Origin of the sequence: Chiayiivirga flava (genome assembly GCF_014202825.1) — a bacterium.
Taxonomy (GTDB): domain Bacteria; phylum Pseudomonadota; class Gammaproteobacteria; order Xanthomonadales; family Xanthomonadaceae; genus Chiayiivirga; species Chiayiivirga flava.
On the sequence record NZ_JACHHP010000001.1, the window covers coordinates 170,510 to 183,014 of the forward strand.

The following is a 12,505-nucleotide window of genomic DNA, read 5'->3' on the forward strand; positions in this document are numbered from 1 at the left end:
GTTGCAGGAGTACGCGACGCGAGGCGATGGAGCGCGGATCTTCGATCCTGCCCGGGCCACGATGCATTGTGACCCATGCAAACACAGTGGGCGCTTTATACACCCATTGATTCAGAATTGCCATTATTCACAATCCGGCCCGGACCGGCGCCGGACGGGCGGTGGCGCGAACCGGCCAGGCGGAGCACCCTGCCGCCCATGCCTTTCGTCACGGGGCCGCCGCCCGCCGTTGCGCTAGGCTCGGCGATTGCCCGTGTGCAACCGCCCGAGAGGATCTGCCGATGTCATCCCGCCTTTTGCTCGCCCTGGCCGTCGCAGCGGCCGTGATCCTGCCCGTGTCCGCGAAAGATTCCGAAGAAAAATCAGACACTTCCAACCCGTTCTTCGACAAGAGTCCGCTCCAGTTCCAGTACCCGCCGTTCGACCGGATCCGCGACGCGGACTACGCGCCGGCGTTCGACCGCGGCATGGCCGAGCACCTGCGCGAGATCGCCGCGATCGCCGACAACGCCGAGCCGGCGACCTTCGACAACACCATCGTGGCGCTGGAACGCAGCGGCCAGACCCTGTCGCGCGTGTCGGCGGTGTTCTTCAATCTCACCGGCGCAAACACCAACGATGCGATGGAGGCGATCCAGAGCGAATACGCGCCCAAGCTCTCGGCGCACCAGGACGCCATCGCGCTCGATGCGAAGCTGTTCGCCCGGGTCAAGGCGCTGCACGATGCACGCGAGACGCTCGGGCTCGACCCCGAATCGCTGCGTCTGCTCGAGCGCTACCACACCGATTTCATCCGCGCCGGCGCCAACCTGTCGGACACCGACAAGGAGCGAGTGAAAGCCATCAATGGCCGGATCGCAACGCTGCAGACCGATTTCAGCCAGAACCTGCTGAAGGAAAACAACGCGTCGGCCGTCGTCGTCGACAGCCGCGAGCAGCTGGCCGGCCTGCCCGACGACGCCGTCGCGGCCACCGTGGAGCAGGCCAAGGCGCGCAAGCTCGACGGCAAGTTCGTGCTGGCGCTGCAGAACACTTCCGGCCAGCCCGCGCTCGCCTCGCTCGACAACCGCGCGCTGCGCGAAACGCTGATGAAGGCGTCCCTCAACCGCGCGAGCCACGGCGGCGAGTTCGACAACCGCGCCATCATCGCGGAGATCGTCAAACTGCGTGCCGAACGTGCCGCCCTGCTCGGCTACGCCGACCACGCCAGCTACGTGCTCGAAGACCAGACCGCGAAAACCACCCGCGCCGTCAACGACATGCTCGGCGGCCTGGCGCCGGCGGCGGTGGCCAACGCGCGCCGCGAGGCGGCGGACATGCAGGCGATGATCGATCGCGAGAAAGGCGGCTTCCAGCTCGCTGCCTGGGACTGGGCCTACTACGCCGAAAAGGTCCGGCGCGAAAAATACGCCTTCGACGAATCGGAGCTGCGGCCGTATTTCGAGATGAATCACGTGCTGGTCGACGGCGTGTTCCACGCGGCCACGCAGCTCTACGGTATCACCTTCAAGGAGCGCAAGGATCTCCCGGTGTACCAGGCCGACGTGCGCGTGTTCGAGGTGTTCGACACCGACGGCTCGCCGCTCGCGCTGTTCCTCGTGGACTGGTACGCGCGCGACAACAAGCGCGGCGGTGCGTGGATGAACGAATACGTCTCGCAGAGCGGGCTGATGGGCACGCGCCCGGTGATCGGCAACCACCTCAACATCCCCAAGCCCCCTGCCGGCGAACCGACGCTGCTGACCTACGACGAAGTCACCACGGCCTTCCACGAATTCGGCCATGCGCTGCACGGCATGTTCTCGAACGTGAAGTACCCGCGCTTCGCCGGCACCAACGTGCCGCTGGATTTCGTCGAGTATCCCTCGCAGGTCAACGAGATGTGGGCCAGCGATCCGGCCATTCTCAAGAACTACGCCAAACACCACGAAACCGGCGAGCCCTTGCCGCAGGCGCTGCTCGACAAGGTGCTGGCCGCGGAAAAATTCAACCAGGGCTATGCGACCACCGAGTATCTGGGCGCGGCATTGCTCGACCAGGCCTACCACCAGCTTCCCGCCAGCCAGGCACCCACGGCCGATGCCATCCTCGGATTCGAAGCGGCGGCGCTGAAGAAGGTGGGGCTCGACTATGCGCCCGTGCCGCCGCGCTATCGCACCACGTATTTCTCGCACATCGTCGGGGGCTACGCGGCCGGCTACTACGCCTATCTGTGGAGCGAGGTGCTCGATGCGGAAAGCGTGAAGTGGTTCGAGGAAAACGGCGGGCTCAAGCGCGCCAACGGCGACCATTTCCGCAAGACCCTGCTCTCGCGCGGCGGCAGCGCAGACGCGATGCAGCTGTTCCGCGATTTCCGCGGCCGCGATCCGCAGATCGGACCGCTGCTGGAGCGACGGGGGCTGGAGCCGAAGTAACGGGCCCACGCCGGCGCGACGCGGGCTTGCCCGCGTCGACGCTGCCGATCGGTTGGCGTCACCCCGCCAGCATGCCCTCGCGCCGCATCCATGCAAGCGTGTCGTCGAGCAGCGTATCGATCGGCGTCATCCGGTAACCGAGCGCGCGGACGGCCTTGCCCGAGTCCACGCGCAGGTGGTGGCAGGTGAACGCCGCCGCTTCGGGCGTGAGCGCGGGCGCGCGGCGCGTCACGCGCGAGACCAGATCCAGCGCACGCGTGTAGGCCACGAGCGCCCACGCCGGCGTCGCGCGTTGCGGGACCTTGCGCCCGAGCCGCGCGCCGATCTTCCCGATCAGCTGCAGGAACGAGACGTGCTCGCCGCCGAGCAGGAAGGCCTCGCGCGCGATCCCGCTCCGCCACGCCTGCACGTGTGCGCGGGCGACCTCACGCACGTCGGCGAAGGCACCGGAGCCGGGCGGCACGCCCGGCAGCGCGCCGGTGTCGACCAGCCGGATCAGGCGCGACCAGTTGTGGCGGTCGCCCGGACCGAGGATGTGGGCCGGCTGCAGCACCACCCAGTCGAGGCCGCTGCCGCGCACCAGCTGTTCGGTGGCGAATTTGTCGCGTTCGTAGTTGATCCACGATTCGCCGCCGCGCTGCGCCACCGTCTCGCGCAGTTCCTCGTGCACCCGATGCGAATAGGCCGAGACACTGGAGGTGTGGATCACGCGGCCGACGCCAGCCGCGGCCGCGGCGGCGAGCAGTGCCGCCGTGCCGCCGACGTTGATGCGGGTCTGGCGCGCGTTGTCGCCGCGCCAGGTACCGGTGTCGGCGGCGGCGTGGAACACGGCATCGACGCCGGCGACCGCCGTCGCGAGGCTCGCGCCGTCGAGGAGATCGCCGCGCACCGGAAACGCGCCGTGCGCGGCGATGGCGTCGTCGCTGGCGCTGCCGCGCGAGAGCCCGCGCACGTTGCACCCGGCCTCGCGCAGTTCGCGCAGCAGGTGCTGGCCGAGAAAGCCGCCCGCACCCGTGACAAGAACGGTCGTCATGGTCGATCCCCCGCGCGGCGCCATGCCGCGCGGGACGCATCATCGGCGCAAACGAAAACGCCGCGCAAATGCGCGGCGTTCCGGTGGCGGCGGTTGCGGCGACCGCCGCGGCTGCACTCAGCGCGTGGGCGCGAGCCTGCGCTTGCGGGCGCGCAGGCCCTCGTGCACCACACGCGCCTGGGCCTCGTACTGCATCGCCAGCACGCGCACCACATAGCTGTGGTCGCGATCGTGCCGGATCTTCTGCACGCGGCCGAGCAGCTCGGCTTCGGTCTGCTCGATCTGCGCGACCTGGTCGAGGTGGATCGCGCTCAGGCCTTCGCGCAGGTCGCGGTACGTGGCGTGCAGCTCGCGCACCCACGCGGCCACCTGGGCGCGCTTGCCGGCAGGCTTGGCCTTGCTCGCCGCGGCTTTTTTGGCCGGCTGGGTGTCGACCTCGTTGCTCAGTTCCTGCGCCAGATCCGCCTTGGCCCGCGCCATGCGGCGGAACAGCTTGCTCAATTCCGTGTCCCGCACGGTATCGGCAGCTTCGGCATAGAAATCCATGCCGTCGCGGCTGGCTTCGATCAATTCGGGGAGAATATTCAGCGACTCGCTCATCGGGACACTCCTTGCGGACTGGCGGATCGGCGTCGGCACCGGAGCAGCACCCGCCGAAGGCGGCTGCTGGCGACATGGCACGACGGATAACGCTTGCGCGCCCGGAAGTGGTGCAATGGCGGGCGCTCAGCTTGGGCTCAGATTAACCGATTGGTCATTAAATGATCGTTATGACGACGGGGGACGCGGGACATGGTGTCCGCACTTATCATTTGGGATCATGTTTTTATGGAACATTGTTGATGTCCTTTGCAAGGAATAGCGCATTGGCCCGATCGCTCCAATCCGGGGCAGATTGCGCGGATCTGTTGCGTTTTGGCCACAGCCGGCGCTGGAACGGGCGTGCCTGACCGGGCGCAGCCGCGCCGCACGGTTGCCATCGTCGGCGGCGGGCCGGCCGGCCTGGTGGCCGCCGAGCGGCTCGCCGCGGCCGGACTGCAGGTGGACCTGTACGAACGCACCGCGTCGGTCGGGCGCAAGTTCCTGCTCGCCGGCAAGGGCGGGCTCAACCTGACCCACGGCGAGGCCCGCCCGGGCTTCGACGCGCGCTACGGCGCCGCAGCCGCAACGGTCGGCGGCTGGCTCGACCGCTTCGACGCCGCGGCGCTGCGCGCGTGGGCGGCGGGCCTGGGCGTGGACACCTTCGTCGGCAGCTCGGGCCGCGTGTTTCCGCGCGACCTGAAGGCCGGCCCCCTGATGCGCGCCTGGGTCCGGCGACTGAAAGCCGCCGGCGTGCGGCTGCACATGCATCACCGCTGGCTGGGCTGGGACGGCGCCGCTGCGCTGCGTTTCGCGACGCCGTCGGGCGAGGCCGTGGTCCGCGCCGATGCCGTGCTGTTCGCGCTCGGCGGCGGCAGCTGGGCCAAACTCGGTTCGGACGGCGCCTGGACGGCAGCGTTCGGCGCGCGCGGCATTGGCGTCGCGCCGCTGCAGCCGGCCAACTGCGGCTTCGAGTGCGACTGGTCGCCCGTGTTCGTCGAGCGTTTCGCCGGCGCGCCGGTCAAGCCCGTGGCTGCGCGCACGGGCGGTAGCGGCGCGGCGATGCAGCAGGGCGAATTCGTGGTGACGCGGCACGGCGTGGAAGGCAGCCTCGTCTACGCGCTGTCGGCGTCGCTGCGCGATGCCCTGGTGCGCGACGGGATCGCGACACTCGAACTCGATCTGCTGCCCGGGCGCAGTGTCGATGCCGTACACGCGGCGCTGCTCCGGCCCGCGAACGGCCGCTCGCGGACCGAGCAGTGGCGGCGCCAGCTCGGCCTCGCCGGCGTGCGCGCCGGGCTCGCGCGCGAACTGCTCGATCCTGCGACGCTGGCCGATCCGGCACGCCTCGCCCCGGCCCTGAAGACGGTGCCGGTGCCGCTGCGACGCACACGTCCGATCGACGAGGCGATCAGCACCGCCGGCGGCGTGCGTTTCGCCGCACTGGACGGCGCCCTCATGCTGCGCGCCCTGCCCGGCCAGTTCTGCGCCGGCGAAATGCTCGACTGGGACGCGCCGACCGGCGGCTACCTGCTGACCGCCTGCTTCGCGAGCGGGGTGGTCGCGGCCGACGGCGTGCTCGCGTGGCTGGGGCGCTGATGCACTGCGCCTACTTTGCCGCCGGCCGGTGCCGCTCGTGCGGCGAACTCGCGGTGCCGTACGCGGCGCAGCTCGCGGCCAAGCAGGCGCACGCGGTCGCGACGCTGGCCGCGTGCGACGGCATCGCCTGGCTCGCACCCGTGCCGAGCCGTCCGACGGGCTTCCGCAACAAGGCCAAGATGGTTGTCGGGGGAACGGCCGCGGCGCCGGTGCTCGGCATTCTCGACGCGCAGCAGCACGGCGTGGACCTCACCGGCTGCCCGCTGTACCCGGACGCGCTGGCCGCATGTTTTCCCGCGCTCGCCGCGTTCATCACCCAGGCGAACATCGCGCCGTACGACATCCCGGCACGGCGCGGCGAGCTGAAGTACCTGCTGCTGACGCTGGCCGAGCATTCGGGCGACCTGATGCTGCGCTTCGTGCTGCGTTCGCAGGAGCCGCTCGCGCGCATCCGCAAGCACCTGCCGGCGCTGCGCGCGGCACTGCCGCAGCTGCGCGTGGTCTCGGCCAACCTGCAGCCCGAGCACAAGGCCGTGCTCGAAGGCGAGCAGGAACTGCTGCTGACGCAGGAGCAGACCCTCACGATGCAGGTCAATGGCCTGCCGCTGCACCTGCGTCCGCAGAGTTTTTTCCAGACCAACACCGAGGTGGCCGCCGCGCTCTACCGGCAGGCGCGCGAGTGGGTCGAGGCCATCGATCCGCCGGCGCTGTGGGACCTGTTCTGTGGCGTCGGCGGCTTCGCCCTGCACTGCGCGAACGGGCAGCGCGAGGTCACCGGCATCGAAACCAGCCGCGACGCCATCGCCAGCGCGGAGCGGTCGCGCGATGCGCTCGGACTGGCCAACGTGCGCTTCGCTGCGCTCGATGCCACGCGTTTCGCGCTCGATGCACGCGAGGCGCCGCCACTGGTGATCGTGAACCCGCCGCGGCGCGGCATCGGCGCGGACCTGTGCCGGTTCCTCGACGCATCCGCCGCGCGCTCGCTGGTGTATTCGAGCTGCAACAGCGAGTCGCTCGCGCGCGACCTCGCGATGCTTCCGGGCTTTCGCGCGACACACGCACGCGTGCTCGACATGTTCCCGCACACCCGCCACTACGAGGTGATCGTGCTGCTCGAACGCGGGTCGCGCTGACGCGCGACGGTCAGCCGAACGAGGGATTCACCAGCGCCCGCAGGAACACCTGCAGCACGCGCGGTTCGAGCAGGATGAAGAACAGCAGGCCGTAGGCTCCGCCCCACAGATGCGCGCTGTGGTTGACGTTGTCGCGGCCCTGGCGATCCATCCAGATGCTGTAGCCGACGTAGCCCACCGCGTAGAGGATCGCGGGCACCGGGATCGGGATGAAGATCAGCGCCCACGGCTGCACCAGGATGAAGGCGAACAGCACGGCGGCCACCGCGCCGGACGCGCCGAGGCTGCGGTAGTTCGGATCGTCGCGGTGGCGCATGTAGCTGGGCAGGATCGACACCACCAGCGCCGAGAGATAGAACAGCACGAAGCCGACCGGCCCGAAGTAGTTCGCGAAGATGCCTTCGATGAAGCGCCCGAAGAAGAACAGCGTGATCATGTTGAACAGCAGGTGCATCGGATCCGCATGCACGAAGCCGTAGGTGACCAGGCGCCAGTATTCCTTCCTGCGCGCGATCGCCGGCGGCCACAGGATCAGGCGCTCCATCAATCGCGGGTTCTTCCACGCGAACCACGACACCGCGGCGGTGACGATGATGAGAACGATGGTTGCGCTGAGCTGAAAGGGCATCGCCGTGACACTTCCGCAATCGGGGTCGGCACTATACCCTGCCGCTCCCGCGCATCGCGGCGCCGCGATTTCCCCGCATGACCCTCTCGCGTTACCAGCAGCTCGACGTGTTCGCCGCGCGCACCGGCGGCGGCAATCCGCTCGGCGTGGTCGTCGACGGTGCCGGCTTCGATGCGGCGACGATGCAGCGCATCGCCGCATGGACGGGTCTGGTCGAAACCACGTTCCTGCTGCCGCCCACGGTGCCCGACGCAAGCTACCGCGTGCGCATCTTCACGCCGCAGCGCGAGATTCCGTTCGCGGGCCATCCGAGCATCGGCAGCGCGCACGCCGCGCTCGATGCCGGTCTGGCCGCGCCGCGCGGCGGGCGTCTGGTGCAGGAATGCGGCGCGGGCCTGCTGCCGGTGCTGGTCGAAGGCGACGGCCCTGCGCGCCGGCTCTCGGTGCAGGCGCCGACCGCCACGATCGTGCACGACGGCGAGACCGCCGCCGCCGAACTGGGCGCGCTGCTCGACGGTCTCGCGTGCGGCGCGCTCGGCGTGGCGCTGGTCGAGGGCGGTCGGCGCTGGTGGGTGGCCGAACTCGCCGACGCGGCAGCGCTTCGCGCATGGCAACCGCCGCACGCGGCCATTCTCGCCCTCGCCCGCCGCAGCGACAGCCTTGGCCTGTGCGTGTTTGCACGCGAACCCGACGCCGGGCACGACCTGGCCGTGCGGGCCTTTCCCGCCGGCGTCGGCATCGTCGAGGATCCCGCCTCCGGCGCCGCGAACGGATTGATCGCCGCCTTCATCGCGCAGCGCGAACCGCATGGACCGCTGGCGCGCGGCTATCGCGTCAGCCAGGGCCGTGAAATCGGCCACGATGCCCGCATCGATGTACGCATCGATTCGACCGGCGCGGTGTGGGTGGGTGGCCGCACCAACACGATGGTGACGGGCACGCTCGACTGGCCCGGATGACGTAAGGCGCACGCGTTAACCCCATCGTCGGCAACGCCGCGTTGACAGCGACACCCCCACCGGAGATGTCGCCATGCACCGTCTGTCCCCGCTCACCGCTGCCATCGTCCTGACCTTGCTCGCAGGCTGCTCCACGTCGTCGCCCGATCAAACGCAATCACGTGTCCGTCCCGAGCCCGACGCCGTCGCACAGGCGTCCGCCAAGGCCGAGCGCACGCAGGAGGTGCTCGCCGAGGAACAGGCACCGCTCGATTCGATCACCGTCACCGGCTCGCGCATCGCGCGTCGCGATACGGCGATGCATGTCGTGGGCGGCACCGCGCCGATGAGCGTCGCGGCAGCTGCCCCGCCGCCGCCGATGCGTGCGCAGCCCGGCGTCGTGGAACCCGCAAACCGCGAAACCTACGCCGATATCGCCAGCAACCCGATCCATCGCGCGGCCGAGGAGCCGGTATCGACGTTTTCCATCGATGTCGACAGCGGCAGCTACGCCAACGTGCGCCGCATGTTGGTGCAGGGCCGGCTGCCGCCGTCGGACGCGGTGCGCAGCGAGGAATTCCTCAACTATTTCGACTACGGCTACGCGCCGCCGGCGTCGCCCGCCACGCCGTTTTCGGTGACCACCGAATTCGCCGTCGCGCCGTGGAATCCGCAGCGGCATCTGCTGCTGGTCGGACTGAAGGGCTACGAAGTGCCGGCGAGCGCGATCCCGGCCTCGAACCTGGTGTTCCTGATCGATACCTCCGGCTCCATGCAGTCCCCGGACAAGATCGACCTGCTCAAGCAGGCCTTCGCGGAACTGACGCAATCGCTGCGGCCGCAGGATCGTGTCGCGATCGTCGCCTACGCCGGCAGCGCCGGGCTTGTGCTCGACTCCACCGCCGGCAGCGACAAGGCCACGATCCTGGCGGCGATCGACCGCCTGCAGGCCGGCGGCTCCACCAATGGCGGCGCCGGCATCGAGCTTGCCTACGCCACCGCGCAGGCGCACCTGATCGCAGGCGGCGTCAATCGCGTGATTCTGGCCACCGACGGCGATTTCAACGTCGGCACGGTCAGCCAGGACGCGCTCGAAACCCTGGTGAAACACAAGCGCGACAGCGGCATCGCGCTGACCACGCTCGGCTTCGGCCAGGGCAACTACAACGACCAGCTGGCCGAACGTCTCGCCGACATCGGCAACGGCAACCACGCCTACATCGACACGCCGAACGAGGCGCGCAAGGTGCTGGTGGAGGAACTGTCGTCGACGATGATGACCATCGCCCGCGACGTGAAGATCCAGATCGAGTTCAACCCGGCGGTCGTCGCGGAATATCGCCTGGTCGGCTACGAGAACCGCTTGCTGGCGCGCGAGGATTTCAACAACGACAAGGTCGACGCCGGCGAAATCGGCGCCGGCCACGACGTGACCGCGCTGTACGAAATCGCCGTGGTGGGCTCGGGCGGCGAGGCGAGCGAGCCGCTGCGCTACGCAGCGCCCGTGGCCGGTGGCACCGGCGATGAACTCGGATTCCTGCGCTTGCGCTACAAGGCCCCGGACGGCGACACCAGCAAGCTGATCGAGACACCGCTGTCGCGCACGGTTGAGTACGCGCCGAGCGAGCGACTGCGTTTCGCGGCGGCAGTCGCAGCGTTCTCCGACGCCTTGCGCGACGGCGCACACCTGGGACGCTGGACCTTCGACGACATCGCGGCAGCAGCGCGCGGCGGGGCCGATCCGTTCGGGTATCGCGCGGAGTTCGTGGCGCTGGTGCAGCAGGCGAAGGCGCTGAAGGCCGGGTCGACGCCAGTGGCGATTGCCGACTGAATTTTTCTGATCGAAACGCAGGACAAAAGGAAATCCTTCTCCCGCCGGGAGAAGGTGCCGGCAGGCGGATGAGGGACGCGCCTGCCGGCCGATCGCGATGTGTGCACAAGCGACCAGACCGCGTTCGACCAACCTTCGGTTAAAACGGAACGCCCTCCCTCATCCGCCTTCGGCACCTTCTCCCGGCGGGAGAAGGAAAACGCAACGGTCGATTGCCGAACGCCCGCACGGCCCCAACCTATCCACCACCCACCCCGATCCCTTACCCTGCCGCGCATGACGGCGGACCCCACCGACGAGGAACTGATGTTGGCCTACGCCGCCGGCCAGATTGCTGCGTTCGAAACGCTGTACGCGCGCCACCGCGGGCCGCTGTACCGTTTCCTGCTGCGCGGCATCCGCCCGCGCGCGAGTGCCGACGAGTGCTTCCAGGAGGTCTGGAGCCGCGTGGTGACGGCGCGCGAGCGCTATCGGCCGGACGCGAAATTCAGCACCTGGCTGTACCAGATCGCGCACAACCTGCTGGTCGACCAATACCGCCGTGCGCGGCCGGAAGTCTCCGCCGACGACGACAGCGCGCCGCTCGCGCAGCTGCAGGCCGGGGAACACGAGCAGCCCGAACGCGCGCTCTCCGACTTCGAACAGCGCCGTCGCCTGCAGCAGGCGCTCGACGAGCTGCCCGACGAGCAGCGCATCGCGCTGCAGCTGCGGCTGGAGCAGGAAATGCCGCTCGAAGACATCGCCGGCGTCACCGGTGTCGGACGCGAGACGGTGAAATCGCGATTGCGCTATGCGCTCGACAAGCTCAAGACGAGGCTCGCGTGATGGCGCACGATCCGCGCGAGCCGCTGACACCCGACGAGGCCGCCGTTGCCCGCGCGTATACCGCGCTGCCGCGGCCCGAACCCTCGCCCGAACTCGACGCGCGCGTGCTGGCGCACGCACGCGCGGTGCTTGCGTCCGCCACGGCGCGCACGCGCCGCCCGCGCCCGTGGTATCTCCTGCCCGGCGCGGGGGTGGCGGCCGCCGCCGTGCTGGCGGCCGGACTTGCATGGCAGGTCGGACTGATCGGCGACGGTCGACTGCACGAATCCGCGCCGGCCACCGCACCTGCCGTGCCCGCGCCCGACGGTGCGGGCCGGCCCGAACGCAAGGATCGCGTCGACGTGGACTTTCTCGAACGCGAACAGGCGCGCGCCGCGGCGCAGGCGGCAAAGGCGGAAGCGGACGCCGATGCGGGCGGCACGACGCCCGCGCCTGCCGCGCCCCCTCCCCCGCCCGCCCCGCGTGCACGCAGCCCCGAGGCGTTTCCCGCGCAGGAGGCGGCGCCGGTGCAGGACAGCGAATTCGCCGCCGAACTGCGCGCGCCCGCGGCGACCGCACCCGAGCCCGCACCGACGTCGGCCGCGCCTGCCGACGTGACAGGCACCCTGCAGCGCGACGGGCGCAACGAGCAGGCGGCCGACACATCCACGCTGGATCGGATCCAGGTCACCGGCTCGCGCATCAAGCGCGTCGACAGCGACCTGCCGCCGTGGCCCGAGGATGCGACGCTCGCCCCGGCCCCATGGCTCGAGCGCGTGCGCGAGCGTGTCCGCGCGGGAGACCGCGACGGCGCGCGCTTCAGCCTGCGGCGTTACGTGCAGGTCCATCCCGCGCAACCGGTGCCGGACGATCTCACCGTGCTGCTCGTGCAGTGACCCGCGCGACGACGCGATACCTCGCCCGGTGAGCGCGGACACGATCGCGTCGCCTGCCTGCCTCGAACGCGACGTCCGCAGGAGCCGCTTCCTCGCCCACGCCGTGACAGCCGACTCGCCCGACGCGGCGCTGTCCGCGCTTGCGTCGCTCGGGCAGCGCGATGCCAGTCACAACTGCTGGGCCTACCGCATCGGCGACCGCTACCGGTTTTCCGACGACGGCGAACCGGCCGGCACCGCCGGCAGGCCGATCCTCGCCGCGATCGAGGGTCAGGGCTTCGATCACGTATTCGTCGTGGTGACGCGCTGGTTCGGCGGCGTCAAGCTCGGCGCCGGCGGACTCGTGCGCGCCTACGGCGGCACCGCCGCGGAATGCCTGCGGCTCGCACCGCGGCGCGCGCTCGTGGCGTTCGGGACGGCGTGGCTGCAGTGCGCGTTCGCCGACGTCACCACCGCCCACGCGCTGCTCGCCGCCCACGGCGGCAACAAGCTCGAGGAACACTACGATGCCGACGGCGTGCGCCTGCGTGTCCGCGTGCCGGCGCAGCATATCGACGCGCTGGCCGCTACACTGCGCGATGCGACGCGCGGCCGAGCCGGCGTGACACGCATCGATGCCTCCGACCGCTGACGCCCCGCCGCCCGAACGC

General features: G+C 69.9%; 11 protein-coding genes. 8 read left to right on the plus strand and 3 right to left on the minus strand.

The features are described from left to right. The first annotated feature begins 281 nt into the window (after positions 1 to 281). The gene (locus HNQ52_RS00765; protein WP_183958820.1) at positions 282 to 2,414 is read left to right on the plus strand and encodes a M3 family metallopeptidase; all 2,133 of its coding nucleotides are present in this window, start codon (positions 282 to 284) and stop codon (positions 2,412 to 2,414) included. Positions 2,415 to 2,472: 58 nt separating this feature from the next. Here HNQ52_RS00765 and HNQ52_RS00770 read toward each other — a convergent pair whose 3' ends face one another. Beyond that, the gene (locus HNQ52_RS00770; protein ID WP_183958822.1) at positions 2,473 to 3,447 is read right to left on the minus strand and encodes an NAD-dependent epimerase/dehydratase family protein; all 975 of its coding nucleotides are present in this window, start codon (positions 3,445 to 3,447) and stop codon (positions 2,473 to 2,475) included. A 117-nt stretch (positions 3,448 to 3,564) separates the two neighbouring features. Then, positions 3,565 to 4,047, minus strand: coding sequence for a DUF2383 domain-containing protein (locus tag HNQ52_RS00775; protein WP_183958824.1), 483 nt, complete (start codon positions 4,045 to 4,047; stop codon positions 3,565 to 3,567). 342 nt (positions 4,048 to 4,389) lie between these two features. Here HNQ52_RS00775 and HNQ52_RS00780 point away from each other — a divergent pair, with 342 nt between their 5' ends. Together HNQ52_RS00780 and rlmC are read left to right on the plus strand one after the other, a co-directional pair. Then, a complete protein-coding gene (locus HNQ52_RS00780) occupies positions 4,390 to 5,625 on the plus strand; it encodes a TIGR03862 family flavoprotein (protein ID WP_183958826.1) in 1,236 nt (411 codons plus the stop codon). Beyond that, on the plus strand, positions 5,625 to 6,758 hold the full coding sequence (gene rlmC, locus HNQ52_RS00785; RefSeq protein WP_183958828.1) for a 23S rRNA (uracil(747)-C(5))-methyltransferase RlmC: 1,134 nt from the start codon (positions 5,625 to 5,627) through the stop codon (positions 6,756 to 6,758). The genes HNQ52_RS00780 and rlmC overlap by 1 nt, the downstream gene beginning before the upstream one ends. A 10-nt stretch (positions 6,759 to 6,768) precedes the next feature. Here the strand turns inward: rlmC and HNQ52_RS00790 are convergent, their stop codons facing one another. Continuing rightward, positions 6,769 to 7,386: a rhomboid family intramembrane serine protease gene (locus tag HNQ52_RS00790; protein ID WP_183958830.1), complete on the minus strand. Its 618-nt coding sequence runs from the start codon at positions 7,384 to 7,386 to the stop codon at positions 6,769 to 6,771. A gap of 77 nt (positions 7,387 to 7,463) precedes the next feature. On the opposite strand from HNQ52_RS00790, the gene HNQ52_RS00795 reads away from it, so the two are divergent. The 5 genes from HNQ52_RS00795 to HNQ52_RS00810 all read left to right on the plus strand — a co-directional run bounded on the left by HNQ52_RS00795 (position 7,464) and on the right by HNQ52_RS00810 (position 12,486). Next, positions 7,464 to 8,345, plus strand: coding sequence for a PhzF family phenazine biosynthesis protein (locus HNQ52_RS00795; protein ID WP_183958832.1), 882 nt, complete (start codon positions 7,464 to 7,466; stop codon positions 8,343 to 8,345). A 73-nt stretch (positions 8,346 to 8,418) separates the two neighbouring features. Further along, positions 8,419 to 10,155 carry a vWA domain-containing protein gene (locus HNQ52_RS00800; RefSeq protein ID WP_183958834.1) on the plus strand — a complete coding sequence of 579 codons (1,737 nt, stop codon included), beginning with the start codon at positions 8,419 to 8,421 and terminating at the stop codon, positions 10,153 to 10,155. 276 nt (positions 10,156 to 10,431) lie between these two features. Further along, on the plus strand, positions 10,432 to 10,980 hold the full coding sequence (locus HNQ52_RS00805; RefSeq protein WP_183958836.1) for an RNA polymerase sigma factor: 549 nt from the start codon (positions 10,432 to 10,434) through the stop codon (positions 10,978 to 10,980). Beyond that, positions 10,980 to 11,855: a hypothetical protein gene (locus HNQ52_RS16970; protein ID WP_246387450.1), complete on the plus strand. Its 876-nt coding sequence runs from the start codon at positions 10,980 to 10,982 to the stop codon at positions 11,853 to 11,855. Before HNQ52_RS00805 ends, HNQ52_RS16970 begins: the two co-directional genes overlap by 1 nt. 28 nt (positions 11,856 to 11,883) lie before the next feature. Then, positions 11,884 to 12,486, plus strand: a complete 603-nt coding sequence (locus HNQ52_RS00810; protein ID WP_343059127.1) for an IMPACT family protein — start codon at positions 11,884 to 11,886, stop codon at positions 12,484 to 12,486. Positions 12,487 to 12,505: the final 19 nt, after the last annotated feature.

Coding starts and splice junctions, on each gene's coding strand:
- HNQ52_RS00765 (WP_183958820.1), top strand. CDS start 282: ATGTCATCCCGCCTTTTGCTCGCCCTGGCCGTCGCAGCGGCCGTGATC.
- HNQ52_RS00770 (WP_183958822.1), bottom strand. CDS start 3,447: ATGACGACCGTTCTTGTCACGGGTGCGGGCGGCTTTCTCGGCCAGCAC.
- HNQ52_RS00775 (WP_183958824.1), bottom strand. CDS start 4,047: ATGAGCGAGTCGCTGAATATTCTCCCCGAATTGATCGAAGCCAGCCGC.
- rlmC (WP_183958828.1), top strand. CDS start 5,625: ATGCACTGCGCCTACTTTGCCGCCGGCCGGTGCCGCTCGTGCGGCGAA.
- HNQ52_RS00790 (WP_183958830.1), bottom strand. CDS start 7,386: ATGCCCTTTCAGCTCAGCGCAACCATCGTTCTCATCATCGTCACCGCC.
- HNQ52_RS00795 (WP_183958832.1), top strand. CDS start 7,464: ATGACCCTCTCGCGTTACCAGCAGCTCGACGTGTTCGCCGCGCGCACC.
- HNQ52_RS00800 (WP_183958834.1), top strand. CDS start 8,419: ATGCACCGTCTGTCCCCGCTCACCGCTGCCATCGTCCTGACCTTGCTC.
- HNQ52_RS00805 (WP_183958836.1), top strand. CDS start 10,432: ATGACGGCGGACCCCACCGACGAGGAACTGATGTTGGCCTACGCCGCC.
- HNQ52_RS16970 (WP_246387450.1), top strand. CDS start 10,980: ATGGCGCACGATCCGCGCGAGCCGCTGACACCCGACGAGGCCGCCGTT.